This window comes from Acidicapsa borealis (assembly GCF_059115245.1).
The window spans coordinates 1,068,506-1,090,165 of the sequence record NZ_JCACNY010000001.1; the positions used below are offsets into that span (position 1 = coordinate 1,068,506).

Sequence of the window (21,660 nt, forward strand, 5' to 3'; positions counted from 1 at the left end):
GTGTTCGGTCGCATTGACCAGTGTTGGTTACGGTCGAACCGAAAGACTCGTGTGCTGTCAGCTGAGGTATTTCTCCAAGGAGAGGCTGATGGGCGATTGCTTTCAGATCATCGACCATTGTTCATTGACATCGTGTGGGTATGAGCGAGCAGAAACGTTTATGAGAGTTACAGTGGATGGATCCAGAGAGAAAAGAACAGGTCGAGCACTTTAGATTGCAGGGCTATGTCGTTCTCCAGTCAATGCTCGCGAAAGATGAATGTGAAGCGATGCATGCCGAGTGCGAAACATTGGTCGCGTCGATTGTGGCTCATGATAGCGCTCTATTGCAGCGAGCTCATCTTTGGAGATTGCCTGGCGGCGAGACATATCTGTTTAAGATAAAGCCCGTACTTGACATATCATCCCGCCTGGCAAAGCTAACTCACAATACGGCGTTAGCCGCAATTGTGAAAGCTATTTTGGAAGCCAGTCCCAGGCTCATCGAGAACAAGCTGATGATGAAGCAGACACTAAATGTCAGGTTTCCTGGATTGAATCTGCCCGTCATTGGGCCGGAAGTTCACCGGCACACAGACGCGGCTTATTTTACAAAACGTGGGCTTAGTCGGGACGTGATCTCAGTCGGAATTCTACTCGATGATGCACGCTCTGACAGCGGCCCACTAAAAGTATGGCCAGGGACCCACAACCGGCAAGTTGTTGTGCGTGACGGCGGCCTACACGGGCCTGTTGTAGGTACTGAATCGGCGCCAGATGACCAAAGTATTGCGCTAACGGCGCCCATGGGAAGCGTTATTATCTGGCATTCCTGTCTTGTACATGCGTCCGAAGCTAACACATCTAAACTGCCACGTCGCCTGTTGGTTCTCGGTTATGATAGAGCGTGATAATTCTGTTCTCGTGATCGGAGCCACAGGGCTCCTTGGAATTGCTATTGTCAACTCGTTGATGGCACATGGATACGATACATATCGAGTCGCGAGAACGAGAGTCACGGCAGCCACGGATACTCAGGTAATTTGGTGCGACCGAACTCGCCTGAAAGAGTTTGAGGCTTGCCTCGTTTCCAAGAGCTTTCCTGATCGGTGGAATGCCGTTATCGATTGCTGTTTCCACGACCCCGGACATGTCGATCTCCTTAAGTCTCTGCGATCTGAGTCATTTATAGTGCTATCTTCTGGCTCGGTGTATGACCACCGAAACAAGTACCCCATTTCCGAAAACGGTGCCTTGGTTGATAGCGTTCATAGTGCTATTGATAAGTGGTCATGGGCGCGACAATTGTGTCGCGTCCATGCCGAGAAGGCTCTTCGTGAATGGGCTGAGATGGATTGCCGCGATCTAACTGTTTTGCGGTTAGGGATAACTTTAGGTATCGGGGATAGGTCCCGACGGCTGGAGTGGTGGGTTGAACGGATGACCGCGAATATGCCCATCATTGTTCCGAATGATTCCACTCTTGCGTTTGTTGAGGCGGAGGACATCGCCAGATTCATCACAATGATTGTGACGCAGAAGTCACATGGGGAGACAATAAACATTGGAAGTGCCCCAAGACAGACAACTCCTCGTCTGTGGGATATCCTAGGGTTAGTCGCCAATACAATTCACTCTCACAGTCCGCTTATACCAATCAGTTCAGCAGAACTACTGAGAGATGGTCACGTCCCTTGGACCGGCATCCCTTTGTGGGTTCCCCCGAATAGCGCTGCCGAGTGCCTCATGAACCTGGATTCACAGCAGGCTTACCAGATGGGTTTCTGTTGGAGCAAATGGCAGGACTCCATTGAGACAATCGTGAGAAAGCGTTCGTTGTTCCGAAATGAGGTGATATGAACATATTGGGCATCAATGGCGGGCACGATGGTTCAGTTGTCTATTTTAGCGAAGGCAAGTTGATCTATGCTCAAGAGGCTGAAAAGAGCAGTTTTCCGAGACATTCTCGCTTCGGGGCCGATACAATGCTGACAGCGTTGGAACACGTTCCCGAGGTACCAGATGTTCTCGCACACAGTGGCTGGTGGAAAGGCAATGGATCAGCGACATTCCCGACGGGAGTTGGCTATTACGGTCTGGATAGACCGTTTGCGAGAAAAATAGGGGTATTTGGCAGATCCACACTTCTCATCGAAACGACCCACGAGCGGAGCCATTTGTGGTGTTCCCTTGGCCTATCGAATATTGATCCAGACGCGGATTGTCAGGCTCTACTGTGGGAGGGCGATCTCGGGCGGATATATCGCATTCGCGCCGGATGTGATATCGAACTCGTGCGAACAGTTTTGCCGGAGCCTGGAAGCAGGTACGTGTTCCCGTATGCATTGGCAAATGGTTCTCTGAATGATGATACTGACCCTGCGCTTTTGCTGGAGAATGCGGGAAAGCTGATGGCGCTGGCAGCCTTCGAAGAGCACAGGATCGATCCAGATCTCAGTGAGCGCAATCTCTTAGACAAGATCATGGGTTCCGAAAGCGTTTATCCGCTGAGAAAAGGTTCGTTTAGGAGTTCTCACCTCTACAATGCTGGTGTTGAGTCTGTAGAACTCAAGCGATTTGCAAGGCTACTAAGCGATGCGATATTCGACAAATTCTGGTTCGCGATCGAGACCGAATTTGACAAGACAGTCCCACTGGTTCTCGCGGGTGGATGCGGGTTGAACTGCGAATGGAACACCCGAATTGCTCAACAATGGAAGGCGGAGGTCTTTGTACCGCCTTGTCCGAATGATTCAGGTGTTGCCATGGGCGCTGCAATCGACGCTCAGCAAGCTCTTGGCGGCCCACGAAGGCTTGAATGGCGGATAGATTGCGGTGCTACTTTTGTGGCAGATACTGCACCCAGCAGCCACTGGAAAAAGGTCGGACGCGGCTCGACTAGGATAGCCAGCATTGTGCACCGTGGCGGTATTATTGCGTGGATATGCGGGCGCTGTGAACTGGGACCGAGAGCGCTGGGATTCAGATCCATCATAGGGTCCCCCTTCAAAGCAGAAACACGAACTAGACTCAACACTATTAAAAATAGGGAGCAATTCAGACCGATTGCGCCCGTTTGTCAAGTGGAGCATGCCGGAAATTATTTCGAAGGGAGGGAGGAAAGTCCTTACATGTTGTATTTTCACAAGGTGCGTTCGCCATCTTTAACGGCTGTGACTCACGTTGATGGTACAGCACGAGCCCAAACAGTTTCGAGACAGCAAAATGTTTTATTATGGGATCTACTTGAAGAATGCCGTAAACTGACGGGATATGGAGTCTTATGCAATACATCCTTGAATTGGAGTGGACTTGGATTCATAAATAGTATGTCGGAACTAGATCCGTTTGCCTCAAAATGTGGTCTGGATGGATTCGTAGTCGACGGAGAGTTATGGCTTCACGAGGACTGGATCATATGACGGAAAAGCTAGAAAGTCACTCACAGTTTGGCGAAGACGTGTGGATTGTTGACCACTACGACACGAGAAACGGCGGGGTCATGATAGATGTTGGTGCCGGCGACGGAAAATCAGGAAGTAATTCCCTAATCTTTGAACTTTCCGGCTGGCAATGTGTCTGCATTGAGCCAGATCCCCGCCACCGAGATTCACTGATCCGTGAACGGAAATTGTGTGAATTCGAGCCGATCTCTAATGTCAAGGGAGAAGTGGAGTTTTGGCTGCACCCACTTCGCCCGACTCGTTCAAGCTTAGTTCCTTGTGAAGATGTTAACTATGACGCAATCTCTCTTCAAGCTGTAACGCTAACGGACATTGCTGCCAAATACAATCTCGCTGAGATAGATATATTAGATATCGACGTAGAGGGGCACGAATTGGCGGTGTGGGATTCGTTAGATAGAAATAGATGGATGCCGACTGTTGTTATCATTGAATACGCCAATAGTAGACCCAATTCGCATGTATCTTTGATTGAAGAAGTATTTCATGATGACGATTACGCATTAGTACACGCGACTCCAGCAAACCTTATATTCGAGGCGAAGAGTGGGAGAATCAAGCTGAAATAGTTATTTATGCCAAATCAAATTGTGGATGTGAAGCGTGTTGACTGAAGTACACAAGAAGCATTTGAGTGACTTATGCGCAAGGCCCGCGATCTGGGATGAACATGGATTGAGGCTTGGCACTGAATACGTAATGTTTTATGCAGAGAAAGAACTCATGCGGCACCACGCATCACTGCTTCTTGAGGATCGCTCTAACGCGGATGTTCTCGAGGTTGGAGGTGGCCTCGGCGTGTTTTCTGGACAAGTAGTACAAATCGGGATTAGATCACTTACTGTAATCGAACCTCATCCAGCGGTCTGCGAACAACTTCGGGCTTCGTTGCGGGAACTGTGCGATAATGCCGCGATTAGCGTGTTGCAGGGCGCATGGCAAGAGGTGGATGTATATTCGAAATACGATGCCATTATGTATGACACCTGGCCCCCTGCAGGTTTAGCAAACGCGGACTTCGAGGGATTTATCGAAAAAGTGTGTCGAACGCATCTTCGCACAGATGGGCGCTTTTCGTTCTTTACTATTGGTAGGGTTCCAGCGGAGCGGGTGCGGATCTTATCCGCAGCATTCAAAGACGTATATAGAGAAGAGTTGGATCTTGCTGGTCGCGTCCCGGCCACGTGGACCAAGGACACCACACGTTGCACAGTCTGCATCGCTCAAGGATTGCGATGAATTGTAGCTTTATCTCGTGTTTATCATGACACGTGAGGATACAAAATCATCTATTGAGGTAGCGAGTAGGCCCGATCTACTAGGCCGTACGCCAATCCAAACTCCGAAACAGCTTCGATGTTCGATGACTCACAACCCAAAAACATCCGCTTTGAAGTTGAGGATTTGCGCATGTGATGGTTATGTGGAAGGACGAGAGGAGAGACGGACTATCGGCAAGAAGGGACACAGCGAAGAGGAGATTCTGCGGGTTTTGCGCGAAAGCGGAGTCTGGGGATGACGTGTCCCCTTTTTCTCACCCATTGATGTTGTTTTTCAAATTATTTAGCTAACTTCTGTCCTAATTATTTGGCACACCAGTCCGGTCTGGGGCTGCTTGTCAGGCCTGCCCAATGACCAAATTCTCGCGGGCTGTTTTGGACAACATCCACCGATAGGGTTTGAAGCTTGTTGATTGCAAGGACCCGTTCCATCTGTGTCAGGAAGCGAACGAGCAGGCGGAAGTTGCCGCGAGTGAGCCGAATGACGGCTGCGATTACCTCCGGATCAGGGGGAAAGAGAGGGAGGTGAAATCCTACAGGCGCCCATCGTTCCTCCAGCAGAACCTGGATGTCGGCATCACTGAGTGGTCGGAACTCGTGAACGAATCCAATTCTTGAGAATAATTGAGGGTAACGAGCGACGCGCTTTTCGATTCACGGCATTCCGATCAGCACGATGCCAAATTCGCTCTTATCGAAAACGGAGCGCAGCTGCTCGAGGCTGCTCATTGACAAGCTATCTGCTTCATCAACGATGATCAGAGTCGTAGGATCAGGTACGGCCAGAAGCTTCGACTCGTATTACTTCAGAGTTTCCCAGTAGGTTGGCTTGAGGGGAGGAGGATGGTTGGGCCGGTAATCTCGGTCGTCCCGATGCTCAACCTGCCATGCCTCATCACGGCTTCGTAGGGCATCAAGCGTCGATTTTTGTTCGGTGCGTGTCGTCCTTTGGACGATACTGCGGACAAGTGATCGAGCTTGGCGTATGTCAACATCGATCCGAGCTGGCGTGTTGATCACATCGGGGGTGAAGAATACTGTATCGATCGGCAGGTCGTCGGACGCTTTCCGCGCTCCATCGATCAAAAGGAAGGATCTTTTCGATGCGACTATGGTGGAAGGCGGAGAGGGTTTTACCGACTCCAGCAGTTCCGTAGCACAGGCCGATGTATCGGTCTCTCCTACAAGCCTCGCAGAACTCCACGAATCGTTTGTATTCAAGAGTCTCCACAGACACTGGCAGTTCACTATTCGTTGAAGTAGCGTTTGAGCTTTGAGGGCTTTGGTGCGACTGGAACAGCCGTCCTTGCATGAAGGTCCTCTTGACCTGCCCCCGTTCACTCATCCATTCATAACTAGAGGTTCTCTTTTAGGTTTTGGCTTTGAGATTGGCTCGCAGCCGCTGTTTTTGCTTTGGAAGTGCTCGACGACATCGCCATCATGCTCAACTCCAGAATCAGAAAATCCCTCGGATGGAAAGCACCTGCAAAGCTCTTTCTCCCGGAAGGCTCCTTCGAATTCCAAAAGCACTGGGCAGCTAAAATCAACGACGTTGCACTTGGAGCTTGAATCCACCCATTTGAAAGCGTAGTTTTTGGAATGAAAGAACTCTTCGCATTTCTGTTGCACCATACTTGCCATTCAAACGACAGAGCATATCCGACGGGCTCCTGAAGGCTTTCTCGCCTGAAGTCATGGGAAGGCACGGCTGGAAGGTCTGACTATCGCTTCGGAGTCTGGAATGCCGGGTTGGGAGTCTCCGCAGATCGACATTTCGCCCAACGACTTCACGTCGCGATGGCTTGCGATTAAGCCATCGATCGAACGTTTTTGTATGAGACGCCTTGGCGACGACGGAGAGTCGGAAGAGGCTGTGCAGCAGGTTGCCTTCCATGCCTGGAGTGGTTATTTGTCTCTTCGCGATCCGGCGCGGTTTGATGCCTGGGTTTTCTCGCTAGCGCAGGTCGAGATCAAAAAGACAATTCGCGCCAAGATCAGGCGACGAGAGCAGATCGTTTCGGTTGAGGATCAGGAGGAAGCCGATCCAGACTCGACATTCAAGAACGAGGCCGAAAGTTCGATGCCAGATGCGAGTTGGGTGCATGCGGTCATTGGGCAAGTAACGCAGCTTGGTGTGTTGACCGCAAAAGAAGCCGCGGTCGTGCAGCACTATATCGATCTTGACGAGAGGTCATGGGAGCAGACGGGGCGTGCGCTTGGCATTTCCGCCAACGACTGTGCGGCGTCCTATTGCCGTGCGATACCGAAAATCAGAACCTGGATTCTTTGTCACCATCCTGAGGTAGTCGGCGGTACGAAGGCGCTTATGAAGGCGGCGCTCAAAGCACGGAATGCAGGAAAGGATGCGTTGTACGATTTCGAGTTTGAGGTCTTCAAGGCACGCGTTCTGGACGGGGATGCGGATTATCACAGAGCGGGATGGAGAACGGCCTTGCGGTCCGCGTGCCGCAAAATTCTGCTTTCGCTTGATTTGAAGTAAGAGAGATTGGGGGCGTGATTCCATGATGGACAAACAGCGAATTGGGCGGCGATTGACAGGCGGTCGCACGATTGTGACTGAAGACCAGCGGCAACTTATTGAGGAAGGAGATGCATCGAGGCTTGAAATATGCAGGATTTTTCACGGCGACCTTAAGTCTCTGATCGCCGCTTCGTTATCCCTGTTAGGCGCCGAGGACGAGATTCCTGCGATCATGGAAGGCGGTCATACGCTGGTCGATGTTGCTGTGAGACTTGAGGAAGCTGGCGTCTACTCCAGGATTGCACAAGCAGACTCACTTGAGGATGTAGCCATGGCGATTGTTGCGAATTCAGCAGTAGTGCTTGTGGTGAATGCCGGAGAACTGCTGGAAAACGCTAGCTTCTTTGACTGTGGCCATGCCAACCAGCTTGTGATGCCGGCGTATGCCTACCGCGATCCGGAGAGCCTGCGGTTGATCGGGTTCGATATTCACTCTCCAAGCGGCGAGACCGCCTCAAAGCGGGATTTTGTGACTGCTCAGAAGTTGAAAGAAGCGTGGCTTGAAACAGGTGGTCGAATGCTGATTGCCGGAGCGGAAAATATTGTTTGAAAAAATCCGTCATAAGTTTCCGTTTTTACGCACTTAATCAGTGAAGGGTCTTAAGAAAGATCAAGAGACGCCAGAGAATGCTGGAGAACTACATGGATATGCCCATTGGCGGAGATCATGGCGATCGCTGGAATATCGATCTGCCAGATATCAACCGCGATTTGAATGGCGAACTCATCGAGTTGCCGGATGGCCGGGAAGGCCTGCTGGTCGGTAATCCCGATTGCAGCAAGGACTACTTCCACAAGCAGGGTGAAAACGAGTTCGGCTGCGACGGAGATTGCGGGCTTGTCTCGTGCGGGGACGTGCTGAATCAGTTTGGAGTGAAGGTCAGCGAGAACGATGTGGTACGGCATGCAATGGACAACGGCTTTTGCCAGATTGTGCCAGGTTCGCCTGAGATGAGCGGCGGTACAAGTGTAATGGACCAGGTGGAGGTGCTCAAGTCCTTTGGGGTTCCCGCACACCTGGAGCTTGGCGGTTCACTGGAGGGTATCGCGGACAGGATTTGCGATGGACACGGAGTCATCATTGAGGTCAACGCGGGCGAGCTTTGGGATGATGCAGCTTATTACGATTCCGGTGAGCCGAATCATGCCGTGACAGTCACGAACGCGGTCTTCAGTGCGGAGACAGGCAAGGTTGAGGGCGTTTATATCGACGATAGCGGGGCGGGGCAGTATCGCCGGTTTCTGCCAGTGGGACACCCTGCCCTTGAGGGTTGGCTTCAGAACGGCGCTTCGTCGGTTGTTACGGATCTTGGGCATCAATAGGTTTTGCCACGAGTTATTTTTGTTGAAGCAAATTGCGAGGAAATGGAAATGCAAAACGAGTTGATTTCATTCGAACAGCTTGCCAAACGGCGTGGGAACGACGCGGTCAAGCAGCAGGAAATCCCGGATACGCATGCGATTGCGCTGGGGCTTCCGACGCTTCGCGCCCGGCGGCCGGGGTATGCGTTTTTTGCGGCGCCGGCGCTGCGGGTACCTGGGCAGCTTCAAGTACAGGATGCTCCGGATCGCTGGTGGGTCATCTCGGCCGAGAACGCGAAGCTGCTCATGTATGCGCAGCAGGATGTTCTGCCGTTCTCCGGCGACACACAGTTCGGCCGGCAGGAATTGACTCCGCCGCAGTGCACGTTGGAGGAGTTGAAGACGCGGCTGAAAAGAGTACGCGAACTACTCGACGCCGCAGCGCCAAAGTTCTTTCATGGCGAGGTGATGGACAAAGAGGAGCGGGTGCAGATTTCAGAGCTGCTCAATTTTCTGATTCCTCAGCAACTGCAACCACAATATCGCGACCTTGTACCTGACTTTTACCAGTGGCTGGAGGCCTAATCGAGTGAGCGGCGAATTGACAGGAATATGCGATGAATTTCTGGGCCTGGCGCGCGAGCAGGAGTGGCCTTTGGTGGTAGCAGGTATCGAGGCGCTGAAGAACAGTGGGGAATCTCAACAAGTCGCGGTCGTTGCAGCCACGCAGGCCGATCCGACAGCGTTTATGGCATGGTTCAGTACCTCAACACCGCTTGCGGGAGTACGAGCGATCAGCTTTGGCGAGATCTCCCTTGATACACGGATAACTCCTCATCTGATTGCCTATTTTCCCGGTGACCGCCTTATTGAGGCAGAGGATGTGGAAGCACTGGGGCGCGAGTTTTTTACCCGTCCGGCGGGATCCTATGCCGTTGTCGTTTGCGTGGATGGGCTGGCGTCGGAGGAAGATCTCAAGCTGGTGGAGCGAACCGCGTGGCGATTGCTGGTGAATGATCCACCATCGAATTGGGCTCACGCTGAGCTGCAGGCCTTTGGTGTGTATTTCTGGAGTAACGGTGGGGCTACTTCGTTCTTGAATCAGCGAGCGGAGGCTGACAAGCTGGCGCTGGCAGCGTGGCTGCGCGGGCCCGGTGCGGACAGGACTGTGCTGGAGGCTCGTCAGACTGATGCACTGTTAGAGGCCGCCGAAGATATCTATCGGCAGCAGCGCACAAAACGGTTGTCGAGCCAGGCTACGTGGACCAAGGATCTGGCCGCTGCAATCGAGAACATCTCCGACTTTCGTGCGCGGTTAAATCGACGGCTGGATGGCGATGCTGAGTTGCTGGTGACGCAGGTAGCTGGATCGATGCGCGACTGGAGCGAGCAGTTGAAGGAATCGATTCAGTCAGCGTTGCTCGATGTCTTTGGCAGCAATAAGACGATCCGTCCAGAGACTGCTCAGGCCATCGTCGATAAGAAACTGCGCGAAGCTTCACCGGTGTGGGCCGAGGGCATTGCGTCCGTGATCCAAACTCAGCGGAACGAGCTGAAACGCGATTCTGAAGGATTGTTTGAGATTGTGGATTGGAAGGTTGTGAACGAGGTAGCGCTGAGATCCGAGTTGCCTGGAGATTATCCAGAGCCGCTGCTGTCGCGGGCGTTGGCAGGTGGCGATGCCTTTGAAGAGCGTGTTTCAAGCGGACTTCCATCGGGTACACCACGGCAGAGAGAGGGCGCGTTCAGCCACAACCTGGTTGTAATGGGGCTACCGATTACGGTTGGCGTTGGCGCGGCGGCTTCGTGGCTGATGCACTTTCCTATAGGGATTCCCATAGGAGTATTGGCAGGACTGATCGGCACGGTAGCTGCGACGCAGAAGTCCAATGCCGGTTGCGATATTGCGCAATGCCGCGAGTTCGCCACGGAAGCAGTCAGGCACTTTCTGGATCGCGCGATTTCTCACTTTCAAAGTGAGGCGCGGATGGTGGCTGCTCGTTTTCGGCAACGGGTCGGAGAAGAAGTACGCAAGCTCGACGATCTACTCGGCAACGCAATGCAAGAGAGCTATCGTTCCGCCAGCGGGCCGGACAACAAAGAGATTACTGAACACATTGAGGGACTGCGAAAGCGGCTTGCGGCGCTTCTCAACTAACTGATTCTTGAAGAGACAGAAACTGTACAACTTGGTCTAGGAGATTGTGATGAAGAATGGAATGGAAGAACTCGCGCGTAAGTCGCAAGAGTGCATTGCGAAGGCCGTACCCGCATTAAAAAAAGCGGAAGGCGTCGCTGTGACGCTGAAGCTTTCTGGGAATGCGCGGGAGCTGGATAGCATCCAAAGCGAACTGGCGCGCGATCGATTCACCGTAATGATATTCGGACGTTTTCGCTGCGGTAAATCTGTAATTTTGAATGCATTGCTTGGTAAATCTCCCATTCCTATCCCGGGTCTGAAGCCGGGCGAGGGGCCAATGCCAGTGGACATCAATCCTTGCACCGCTGTGCCGACTAAGATTTATTACTCGGACAAACCCGAGGTCTTTGCAATTCGAGACGCGGGCAATGGCATCGACAAACGAGAGAAGTGGAAGTTTGAAGACTACATCAAGCAGGGCAAGCAAAAGACATCCAAAGCCGAGACGGAGCTGTTTTTTCAAGGGATCAAGGGCTTTGAGGTTGGTTATCCTACGCCCTTTTGCAAGGGCGGGGTCGAGTTGTTCGACACTCCTGGAACCGATGATGACCCGACGATGGATCTCATCACCTTCGCTGCCGCTAAGGATGCCGACGCGGCGGTGCTGGCTCTCGCGCATCCCGGCACAATGGGAATGCAGGAGCGGGAGTATCTGCAACAATTGATGGATGACGGACTGACCTCGCTTCTGACAATCGTCAACGCGCGCGATCCTGATCCGCCTGAGTTTGTCGCCATGCCACCGTCCAACGCAACGGTATCGGTGATCTGGAACCGCGTCGTTGCGCCCATCAAGGGGCGAAAGGAGCATAAGGGCGAGCTTCTGGAGAGCGAAGACGTGTTCTTCATGAACGCGCTCCAGGCATTCAAAGGCCGCATGCATGAGGATGAGGAAGCTGTCCGAAAATCGGGAGTTCTCAAATTTGAAGAGCGGCTTGCGAACTATTTGCAGGCTGAGCCACGCTATGTGCATTTACAGAGGTTCCTTGGACGGGCTGAGCCAGTTCTGAATTCGATTGAGCAGGCGATTGACAAGCAGATCAAGGCACTCGAAGTGGACCAGCAGGGCTTTCAGAATAAGCTGGCCGAACTGCTGCCGAAGCTGGCAGATGTGCCAAAACGAGCAAGGCGTATTCCAGAGATCATCAAGTTCGCAAAGACACAGGCTCGGGCTTCAATCCAGAACAGCTTGGAAGAACTGTATGCCGATATCGAAAGGGATTTACCTGAGTACATGACGCAACAGCCGTTGCGTTCCATCCACACTGAGGAATTTACAAAACGGTGGAAGGCGATCGTGATGGCGCGAGTGTCTCAAAAAGCACTCGCCAAGGAAGCGCAGGATATTGCACTGGAGTACATTCGTCAGCGGGTAAAGCGCTGGCAGGAGGCGCCTCTGGAAGAAAATGGCGCACCCAGGGCGTTGAAGCTTCACATGGATAATATGATGGCCGATCTCACGGATGTAGTGACGGCAATCGAACGCCAGTACGAGGAGATACAGCTTAATCTTTCCGGCTGGACGCCGCCAAGCGCAGCGACCGGATTTAAACCTACAAGTTTGGCTAACCGGGTATCCGCCGCAGCGTTTGGGCTGGCTACAGGTCAGATTGACTACATCGCGACTGGCGGTATGGGCGGCTGGAACGCGATCGGCCGCGACCTGATTGGACGTCTGGCCGTCGCAGTTCCGCTGATGCTGATCTTTGGACCTCAGGCAATTGTCGTGGTGCCGCTCGCGGCCTTGGGCGGATTGGTATGGAGCATTGCCGGTGGAGTCGACAAGCTGGAAGCCAACGTAAAGAAGGCGGTGGTCAATGCGCTGCTCAATGGCTATCCTGCCAATGAGAAAGAGGATGTGCCCGCATTCGGCGGACTGGCAAGCGAACCGAGGAGAATGCGCTCGACGATTGCGGAAGCGGTGGAAAAGAAGTTCGGCGAGATCGAGACGAATGTGATGAAAGTGGTCAACGACCAGATTCAGGCGGAGGATCAAGCTTTGCGCAATCAGCAGGAAGATGCGCTGCGTAGTGCGGCCGATCGCGCCAGCAAGCTCGAAGTACTCAAAGGGTACGCGGATCAGATTCGGCAATCGAGAAACCAACTGAAGCAAGCCTTGACCAGCGCGGCGCAGTCAAACGCTCCGCGCCAAGCGCAAGCAGTCTGAAGTATGAACGCAGAGAAGAGTAGATCGGGGGAAAACATGCCAATCACGGAGAATCGTTCGGGGAGCCCTGCCGGGCTGAACTGGACCCCGCAAATCTTGCGGACAGGCACCGATAGCAGGGCCAGGTCAAGCTTTGCAGGGCGTGCCAAACTCGCCGCTGAGAAGCTGCAGGCGATCGATCAAGAGCTGGCGCGTGATTTGAAGGCCACGATCGATCTGGTTGTGCGGGACACGGTCATCGTAACCTTTGGAGGCCGGTTCAATTCGGGTAAGTCGACCCTGCTGAACCGCCTGTTACGACGCCAGATTCTGCCGATGAATGTCGAGGCTGAGACCGGAGCTCCATGCTTCATTCGGGCAGCTGCCAGGGATCGCGCAAGCGCTTTCCAGCACAATCGGCTGGTTGAGATTCCCTGTAACACCGAGTCTCTTCGAGACCAACTGTCTCTCTGGCGACGCACGATTGGGCAGACGGCGACGGAACTTGCCGCGCGTGTGGAGATAGAGCTCGCCGATGTTCCTGTGCCTTCTCAAGTGAGATGGGTGGATACACCTGGCGTCGATGAATCGAATGCGATGGATGATGCGTCGCTCGAGGTCTTTCGTCACACGGATGTTCTTATCTGGGTGCTCAGCTCCGAAGCCGCTCTTTCCATTCAAGAGATGGAGTACGTCCGGAACTACATCGAAGAGGCAGGCCCGAGGGGTGTGCTGTTTGTCACGAATGTATTTATCCGTGACTCCAGCACATACGAGGAAGGTTGGCAGGCATTCGTGTCACGTCAGCTTCCAGTGCTGTGCAGCCGCATCAATCAGAACGCCGAGGATATGTGCTTTGACGGCTATCCGCCGCGAATGCTGTCGGTGTGTGGCGCCGCCATTGGTCGCACGACCAATGGTGGCTACGGTGCGACAAGCGTCGACGAACTGGTGCGTTCCATTGCATCTCCGGATCATGTATTGGTGACAGCCTCGCGGCTTCAACGCGTCTCGCGATCATTGAATCGAACTGCGGAAGTTCTCGACGAGCGACGACAGCAACTTGCGGTCCAAAGCGACCGTGTGGAGAAGGATCGTGAGGAATGGGAACGGACTACTGGCGGCAGGCGTGCGCAGTTCGAACGCCGTGTGAGCGCCGCGGTTGAGGCACTGGCCGCAGAGTATCTCAATGCGGTGAATAGTGCGGGACGCACGGTTGCAGCATCTGTCAGCAGTGCCAACATTCGTCGGGATGGAACTTACAGCTGGTATCTCTACAATCAGTTGCTGGAAGCGATGAACAAAACAACGGTAGTCTTCGCTGAAGCAGTTAAGGGGGCCGGCCGGGAAGCGGGACTGGTTTGCGTCGCGGGAGATCTTCTCGCGGCGGTTCGAAGTGAGATACCGCAGCCCGTCATCAACGTGTTTGTGCCGAATACGCCGAAGAAGTCCGGAGGCGCCATGGCCGCATTGGCGATCGGTTTCTTCCTCGCGTTTTTCACCATGGGACTAGCATTCCTCATCGCGATATTTCTTGCGTACTTTATGCTGAAGGGAGAGGGAGAGAAGGCCCGCGCTGCTGATGTCGCGGGCGCAAAGTGGAGCATCGGGCAAGAGATGACTCGCGCTGCGCAGCAGATTGCCTCATGGAAGTTGGCAGTGCAGAACATCACGTTGCGCATGTATCAACCGGCCGGAGCGATTCCTGAAAAAGTCAATCGCGCGACCGAGCAGAGTCTCGCCAATCTTGCGCAGGAATTACGAATTCTTGCGACTGAAGCAGACGAACTGGCGACAGCGAGCGTTTGATATGAGTGCGATTGGAATTGATTTCGACAGGGCTTCGACGGTTGCTTATCTGTGCGACGGTGAATGGCCCGTCTGCCGGTGGCGCGCGATCGGAGATGGCGCGCACAGCAGGATTCCCAATGCCGCGGACGGCACTGGCCTCTGGGGCAGTGTTGCTATTGCTGCAGATGCGGCTGGCCTGTCGGCGGGATCCTTGAATCTCGATAGCGTACCGTGGCATGAGATGCCCTCCGCTCAGGTTTTCTGGGGAGGTCTGGCAAGTCGAATCACCTCGTTTCTAGGCCGGGTTGAACCGCTGGCCAAGAACGGCTATCAGGTGGTGATTGCACCGCATACGCCGTCCTTCGCTCAGACGAAGAACGCGATCGAGACACTGCTGCAACGCGGGTCGATCCGGGGATTGGAGGGGGCTGTTTGCATTCCTGCGCACCGCGCACTGCTGTGCCGGTGGATGGCCGAGTTTCAGTCGCGCGCTGAGAGCAATATGACGGTGGTTGCCGTTGTCATCGGCGAAGCGATGGTTACAGCAAGCGCCTATGAGGTGGAGTTTATGCCGGGGGCAACGCCGCGCGTCCTTCGTTGCGGCGTCTCCCATTCTGTGATTGGAACGGGCAGCGCCTGGTGGGAGCGCTCGATCTTGGAGAAGATTGTCGAAAGGGCGAATGCCTCGATTCCTGCGGCGCGTTTGCTTGAGGCGCGTGATGCGATTACTGCGATTGCGACGCAGCTGCGGCAGGGTGATCAGGAGACGAGCTTGCCGTGGCAGGGACCGTTGTCGGAGAACCTGTTTCAGCCTTTTGAGATCAACAGACGCATGATGCGGCACGGCCGGGAAGTGCTGACGATTGCACTGCAATTGCCCCAGACGGTGCGCGCAGCCTGGGCAGCTCTCGGCAGCAAGCCTGACTTACTTCTATTGGGTGGCAGCGGTGCGTGCTGGCCATTTGCGGGAGAAGCTCTTGCAGCCAGCGCTGGATTAGACGAGATACCAGTCTGGCAGAGCTCCAACGCAACTGAAGACCTTGCCAGGGGTGCAGCATTGTGGCCTGTGTTTTCGAAGGTTTCGCGAGCGGTGAGCTGGATGGACGAAGATGAGGCAACGGGCGCGCCGATTCCAACGGGTGAATTGCTGACGGAGAACCCAATTTCGTCGGCGGTTACGACGAGACCCGCTGAGGAGACGCATTTGCGCAAGGAATCGCTGCTGACGCAGTGGACGCGACGGGAAGAGCCGCAGTCGCAGGATTTGGAAGAAGAATTATGACCCAGGCCATCACCAAATACAGCGGTACTGAGCCACCAGCAACGGGTACGGTAGTCTCGACTCCGGAGCAGGATCTGATGCGGGCGAGCCAGGGGTTGCCGCATCTGTTCGTGGATCTGCTGGAGCGGCGCTATCTCCATGAGCTGGAGGCGAACCAGTGGCGAATTCAGGCACGGACGCACGACAACGCACCTCAGCTTCTGCGCGCGGTGCGAGCATTGGGCAAGCAACGGCACAAGGAGGAGTGGAGCACCGCGATGCCCCACGTGCTGTCGGCGTGCCATGAGCCAGGCAACAGCCTGACGATGTGTGTGTTCAACGACGGCGCAAGGCCGAATATCTATCTTGGTGCACGTCGTGTGATCGGAGAGGGTGGACGTAACTCGGAGGATTTTCTCAAGGCGCAGGAGGGCGCTTTTCGCGCCTACTTCGGCGGACTGGTTTTAGATCAAGAAGCAAGTGCTCTCGATGTGCAGGAGATGCCTGAACTAAGCGAGTTTCTTCGCGTAGCCCCGGCCTTTGCTGCCGTAACTGGGATTCCGTCCCGGCGCAAGGGTGTAGCGGGCTTGCCGTTTGAGCTGCAGAGTATCGACCAACTACTTAAGGCAGCGGGCAGCGGGCGCTATACCTTGGTGGTAGCTGCCGAACCGATTCGTCCTGAAGTGATTGACGCAACGATTGATGTTTGCCGGCGTTTGATCGGATTTGTGCATGCTTTTGCTGCAGTGACCAAAAGTCATGGATCGACGCATGGAACTTCAAACGAAGAGATTGCCGCGGACACCACCAAGCGCAGCAATCATGCGGCGAAGGCCCAGGTTGCTTTAGGCATCATGGAGGTTGTCCTTGGATTTGTAGGCGGGGCGACTCTTGGTGGCGCGGCCAATGCATTGCAACTGTTTGGTGGTATAGCGGTCTTTGCTAGAGGCTTGGAATCGATGCAGGGTCGCAACAATCAGAATGCGCCACCCAGATCGACAACTTCCCAGGGAAGCAGCGACCAGATCTCCGCTACTTTTCTGGACGCCAACGCCGAAGCGTGCGAGAAGCTATTGCGGGATTATGTGCATCGCCTTGAAGCGGCGCATTCGATGGGCTGGTGGAAGACGGCTGTATATATTGCGGCAGAGAATGATTCGGTGTTGGCCAATGTCGCGGGAGCTCTGCGCAGCCTGTGCGCGGGCGAGACGACATCACTGGACCCGATCCGGATTCATCCTCTGCCGGAGCACCTGCTGCGTGAGGCTGTGATCAAAGGGCAGGTGCTGGAATTCCGGCCCGCGGCGGGTAATCAAGGACATCCATTCGGAGAGTCATTCGACTCGCTTGCGACTTGCCTGACTTCGGAGGAATTGGCGGTGCTCGTCAATCTCCCGCGGACTGAAGTCCCAGGCATACCGATGAGAGATCTGAGTGAGTTCCATCTTTCGACAGATTCGCTCCGCGTGCAGACGGATTCGCAGCGATCTATCGAGATTGGAACACTGACCGACGCCATGGGCCGAAGTTTGTCGCCGGTGAAGATCACGGAGAATACGCTGAACCGGCATCTGATGGTCACTGGCATTCCGGGGTCAGGTAAGACCAATACATGCTGGCAATTGCTGCGTCAGACGTGGACTGAGCTACGGGTTCCGTTTCTTGTGATTGAACCAGCGAAGGCCGAGTATTTCAGGCTGGCTGAATTTCCTGAATTCAAGGGTTCGTTGCGAGTTTATTCGGTTGGCGGGCATACAGGAACACCATTACGTTTGAACCCATTTGACTGGGTCGAGGGAGTACCGCTGCTGCGGCACATCACGCTGCTCAAGGCTATCTTGACCGCAAGTCTTTTCCCTCCGGGACAAGACAGCCCGCTTCCTTTTCTGATGGAGGATGCGCTCTGGGAAATCTATGTCGAGAAGGGCTGGGATTTGCACGCGTCTACGAACGCTCATCTAGGACAAGGCGGCATTCAGGTCAGATCGGCGCTATTGCCCGATCTTGGAGACTTTGAGGCCAAACTACTGGAGATTGTGGATCGGCGCGGCTATGATCCGACGATTCGCGGAAACCTTCAGGCGTATCTCACAACGCGCCTTCGCTCGCTGAAGAGCGGCATTAAAGGCTTGACACTGAACAGTCGTAGGTCGACGCCGTTCAAGCGCCTGTTTGAATCTCCTTGCATTATCGAACTCAAGGAAGTTGGGGACGAGGATGAGAAAGCATTTCTGATGGCGTTGATCTTCAGCTTGCTCTATGAATATGCCGAGACAAGAGTGACGCGGCTAGCCGAGCCGCATCGTGAAAGGCTGCAACATCTCACCCTGATCGAAGAAGCGCACCGGTTGCTCAAACCTGCCAGCGGCGGCTCGAACAAGCTCTCCGCTGACCCTGCGCAAAAGGCTGTAACGATGTTCACCGACATGCTCGCAGAGATGCGTGCTTATGGCGAAGGCTTCGTTATCGTGGATCAGATTCCGACCAAGCTGGCATCGGAAACACTGAAAAACACCAACCTGAAGATCGTGCATCGCCTCGCTGCTTCGGACGATCGCAGAGCGGTCGGCGAATGCATGAATTTAGATGAGTGGCAGATGCGCCACTTGAACAATCTTCAACCAGGTATGGCTGTGATGCACTTTGAAGACATAGGAGAACCGATCCTTTGCCGCGTGCCCAATATCAAGGATTATGCGATGAAACCTGCCAATTCAGCGCCTGTTTTTAAGATGGCAGGCGTGGATGAGCCAGGCGGGAAAATCAACTCCGATGCCATCTTTCTCCATCGCCATCGGGGCTGTGAGTACTGCACGTCACCATGCGATTACTTTCATGATATCGATATGGCATCGGAGGCATTTTCGCCAGTGCCCAGGATTGTTCAGAAGGCAGGTTCATCGCAAACGAAAGGGGCAGACGCAATTGCTCACAATCAGCCGGTTGGCTTGATGAGCGTACTGGGCACTGCGATGATGCCGGTGATTGCGAATCTGCTTGGTAATCGCAGTGACGATGCGTTGGAAGCATTTCGAAATTGGCGCGCATTCGCGCGTCGAAAGATTCGTGCGGCAAACCTGCCTGGCGATGAGGAGAACAAGCCAGTGCTGTATTGCGCTGCGGCTCAGGCGATTCACTATCAGTTTGGGGAGTTGATGTGCAACCGCGGCATTGCCGTTCAGGACAGTGCAGTGATACTGCCTGCCGATTTGGTTCGCCTTGAGCGGGCTGCGGCGGCGATGGCGCGACTGATTTCAGTATTGCTGGGCGAGCCTGATCGCGAGTTGTCTGCGTCTGACGTGTTTGATTGGACAAGGACGGAAATGATGGCGGCGATCTTTAATGAGCCGCCTCAGCAGTTTCGCGATAACTCCCAGTGCCCGGCATGCCCGAGCAGATGCACCATGCTGCCATTCGTTGCGGGAGCAGCGCGCGAACTCGTGAGGAAGCTGGCATCGGCAGTCACAGCGAATCAGACGGAGCCGGGAAGAGTCTTGCGTGCCGCGGAGATCATTGCGAATGCGCACAAGGGTTTACCTGAGAACCAGGCGCAAAGCGTCCACGCCATCGATCCGGAATGGATCGCGTGGAACTACTGTGTTGGCGCCAATCTGCACTACCTCAAGGACGAAGGCGCAATGGGTCTCGATCCCTTCCAGGAAGATGCCGTCTTTCGAATTCTTTCACCGCAGCGATAGATCAACGACAATCTGGGGTTGTAAACGATGGAACCCACACCTGCGTTAGGTCACCAGATCGGTGCAGGATCGCCAGCTTCTGCGAGTTGCGCCGGTCGGTCTTGATCTATTGTTTATCACAATCTTCGTCGTATTCTTTTCGCGCTAAATGTCGTATATCTAGCTTGAGGTGAGATGGATAATCTTCTTCTATCCGTCCCCGGCCCCGTGGAGAGTGCTGCTGTCGTTATTCCTTAACGGGTAGAAATCGAACATGATTCATCACTTTCATTCCTTAACCTGTAGAACTGAATGCCTTGACCAGCAAAAATCTAGCTCATCTTGCATCGCGAGATCCCACCGCACCGCTCGCTTCTTGAGCTCTAGTGCATCCTGCTCAACAAGATTCGACCTCAGTCGCGTCCAGAGTTCTTTATGACTTCTACCGGCCAAGGCGATCGATTAGCTAGAGCAAACCGAATAATAGAGGGCGGCCACAAGAGACAGCAGGTGGCGCCGGAGGATGATCGGACCGCATGACAGCCAATCGGGCACGTCCGCAGGCGTGTTAATGATAAGCTGATCGATTTCTCAGATAGTTCGCAGATTTACCAATACCTAGTTGCAACTACCTCGACGGCGACCGGGGAATACCCGACAACCTTAATATGCAGTACAACCTGCATATTTTTTCCTTCCCAGTCGGGCGGCGCTGCTTTGACCAGTGAACTTATTTTTTCGGGGCTGGTGAGGAATTCTGCCGCTGCCTGGGTTCCGAACTCCCCCACGCCGGCCGCAGTCAGAAGCGGGCCGCCTGTCTTGGAAACCAGCAGACGGGAAATGAGGGCGTAGTCGTCCGTAGTACTTGTGTTGTTCGCAATTGGTCGCACCCAAACATGTTCAGGATGGTCCCTCTCCTGGATCATGGTGCCTTGACGAAACGAGTAAGGAAGGTCGCTCGTGAGTTCGAGAGTCCAGGGGTTATTGAACGCACCAATCATTATGCTCGGCTGGTTACGTAGTTCCCCCATGGTAAGGTCTCTGCCTGAACGCAAAACGAAGGGCATCTTCCAATCGCGCAGTTGCGTCGTGAGCTGCACTGAGGCTGCAAGATCGCCCACCGTGACAAAGGTATCTTTGATGGGGACCAGGTCGCTGCTACGAACAGAGCTCTCCGGCGGCAGATCAACGAATAACTCAGGACCGTTGTTAGGAAGTCTGTGCTGAGCCCGATATTGCTCCAGATAATTGGAACTGAATACGTAGGCGGCATTTGTTCCGAGGTAGACAACGATGGGTTGTCTACTGGCAGCGAAGGCCGCCCAGAACCGCTGCTGAGGCGTGGCCAAGAAAAGATGAAATGTCCGCACGCCTCCTGCAACCAAAAGCAATAGCAATATAAGAGCGATCAGCCCATTCTTCCATGTGACTCGTGCCGAATAGCGCGCAAACTTGCCGCGGATGGGGGAGGAGGAAGTCGAGACAACTTCCTTCGCCTGTTCTGATTGCACTGCCTGAGGCGTAGGAGTTATTGGCGCTTCCGTTGTCCGATGATCCCGAAAAGTGGCGCGGTAGGAGCCCGGTAGCAGTTCGATCGCAACGAGCGGGGAGTCGTGATCGTGCGCCTGGTAGAACTGGGCAAGCCGCTTGCGCACTTCCGCTGCCCGAACCCTCACTACTGGATCTTCGCTGGTGTCATACGAGGGCTGGCGGCCGAAAACCTCGATGCCAATTATCCGTTCGCGGAGTGAAGGGTCGTCGCCAGAAAGCGACTTCTCGACGACGTAACGTAGCAGGTCCTGGCACTGCTTGCTAGTCCGAAAAGGTTGGCTTTCGAGGACCATGCGCAAAGCCTGACGCACTTCAACGGGTGAAGGCGTTTGCCTGTCCAGCCGTTCGACGTCCGTGATTGCAGGGGTGGCAGTCATGTTAACTGGGCTCCCGGAAGGTATTCCCGGGGTACGTTACGTGGCAGGTAAACCTCAGAAAAGTCTGCGTTTAGGCTCGTTACCCCGAGG

The 21,660-nt window shown here is 54.2% G+C and carries 16 protein-coding genes and 1 pseudogene; 15 read left to right on the forward strand and 2 right to left on the reverse strand.

The window, feature by feature from the left end; genetic code table 11:
• The first annotated feature begins 176 nt into the window (after positions 1-176).
• The 5 genes from AC5S27_RS04395 to AC5S27_RS04415 are packed head-to-tail and all read left to right on the forward strand — an operon-like array spanning position 177 to position 4,682.
• Entirely contained in the window at positions 177-890 is a 714-nt protein-coding gene (locus AC5S27_RS04395) for a phytanoyl-CoA dioxygenase family protein (RefSeq protein WP_493933353.1), read from the forward strand.
• Complete coding sequence (locus tag AC5S27_RS04400) at positions 877-1,839, forward strand: NAD-dependent epimerase/dehydratase family protein (RefSeq protein WP_493933354.1); 963 nt, start codon at positions 877-879, stop codon at positions 1,837-1,839. The genes AC5S27_RS04395 and AC5S27_RS04400 overlap by 14 nt, the downstream gene beginning before the upstream one ends.
• Positions 1,836-3,401, forward strand: a complete 1,566-nt coding sequence (locus AC5S27_RS04405) for a carbamoyltransferase C-terminal domain-containing protein (RefSeq protein ID WP_493933355.1) — start codon at positions 1,836-1,838, stop codon at positions 3,399-3,401. Before AC5S27_RS04400 ends, AC5S27_RS04405 begins: the two co-directional genes overlap by 4 nt.
• Positions 3,398-4,012: an FkbM family methyltransferase gene (locus AC5S27_RS04410; protein WP_493933356.1), complete on the forward strand. Its 615-nt coding sequence runs from the start codon at positions 3,398-3,400 to the stop codon at positions 4,010-4,012. Before AC5S27_RS04405 ends, AC5S27_RS04410 begins: the two co-directional genes overlap by 4 nt.
• 34 nt (positions 4,013-4,046) lie before the next feature.
• A complete protein-coding gene (locus tag AC5S27_RS04415; RefSeq protein WP_493933357.1) occupies positions 4,047-4,682 on the forward strand; it encodes a class I SAM-dependent methyltransferase in 636 nt (211 codons plus the stop codon).
• A 695-nt stretch (positions 4,683-5,377) separates the two neighbouring features.
• Here the strand turns inward: AC5S27_RS04415 and AC5S27_RS04420 are convergent.
• Positions 5,378-5,509: an AAA family ATPase gene (locus tag AC5S27_RS04420; RefSeq protein WP_493937268.1), complete on the reverse strand. Its 132-nt coding sequence runs from the start codon at positions 5,507-5,509 to the stop codon at positions 5,378-5,380.
• Between the two features lie 621 nt (positions 5,510-6,130).
• On the opposite strand from AC5S27_RS04420, the pseudogene AC5S27_RS04425 reads away from it, so the two are divergent.
• The 10 genes and pseudogenes from AC5S27_RS04425 to AC5S27_RS04470 form a co-directional block, all read left to right on the forward strand.
• Positions 6,131-6,292 (forward strand): annotated as a pseudogene (locus tag AC5S27_RS04425) (IS30 family transposase); the annotation flags it as partial.
• A 172-nt stretch (positions 6,293-6,464) separates the two neighbouring features.
• A complete protein-coding gene (locus tag AC5S27_RS04430) occupies positions 6,465-7,223 on the forward strand; it encodes an RNA polymerase sigma factor (RefSeq protein WP_493933358.1) in 759 nt (252 codons plus the stop codon).
• A gap of 22 nt (positions 7,224-7,245) precedes the next feature.
• Entirely contained in the window at positions 7,246-7,815 is a 570-nt protein-coding gene (locus AC5S27_RS04435) for a hypothetical protein (protein WP_493933359.1), read from the forward strand.
• Between the two features lie 92 nt (positions 7,816-7,907).
• The gene (locus AC5S27_RS04440; RefSeq protein WP_493933360.1) at positions 7,908-8,588 is read left to right on the forward strand and encodes a hypothetical protein; all 681 of its coding nucleotides are present in this window, start codon (positions 7,908-7,910) and stop codon (positions 8,586-8,588) included.
• A gap of 48 nt (positions 8,589-8,636) precedes the next feature.
• Positions 8,637-9,152: a hypothetical protein gene (locus AC5S27_RS04445; RefSeq protein ID WP_493933361.1), complete on the forward strand. Its 516-nt coding sequence runs from the start codon at positions 8,637-8,639 to the stop codon at positions 9,150-9,152.
• Between the two features lie 4 nt (positions 9,153-9,156).
• Entirely contained in the window at positions 9,157-10,725 is a 1,569-nt protein-coding gene (locus AC5S27_RS04450) for a hypothetical protein (protein WP_493933362.1), read from the forward strand.
• A 61-nt stretch (positions 10,726-10,786) separates the two neighbouring features.
• Positions 10,787-12,934, forward strand: a complete 2,148-nt coding sequence (locus AC5S27_RS04455; protein WP_493933363.1) for a dynamin family protein — start codon at positions 10,787-10,789, stop codon at positions 12,932-12,934.
• A gap of 36 nt (positions 12,935-12,970) precedes the next feature.
• Positions 12,971-14,722 (forward strand): dynamin family protein, encoded by a 1,752-nt coding sequence (locus tag AC5S27_RS04460; protein ID WP_493933364.1) that lies wholly within the window; start codon positions 12,971-12,973, stop codon positions 14,720-14,722.
• 1 nt (position 14,723) lies between these two features.
• Positions 14,724-15,986, forward strand: coding sequence for a hypothetical protein (locus AC5S27_RS04465; RefSeq protein ID WP_493933365.1), 1,263 nt, complete (start codon positions 14,724-14,726; stop codon positions 15,984-15,986).
• A complete protein-coding gene (locus tag AC5S27_RS04470) occupies positions 15,983-19,663 on the forward strand; it encodes an ATP-binding protein (protein ID WP_493933366.1) in 3,681 nt (1,226 codons plus the stop codon). Before AC5S27_RS04465 ends, AC5S27_RS04470 begins: the two co-directional genes overlap by 4 nt.
• 587 nt (positions 19,664-20,250) lie before the next feature.
• Here the strand turns inward: AC5S27_RS04470 and AC5S27_RS04475 are convergent.
• Positions 20,251-21,570, reverse strand: a complete 1,320-nt coding sequence (locus AC5S27_RS04475) for a hypothetical protein (RefSeq protein WP_493933367.1) — start codon at positions 21,568-21,570, stop codon at positions 20,251-20,253.
• Positions 21,571-21,660 lie beyond the last annotated feature (90 nt).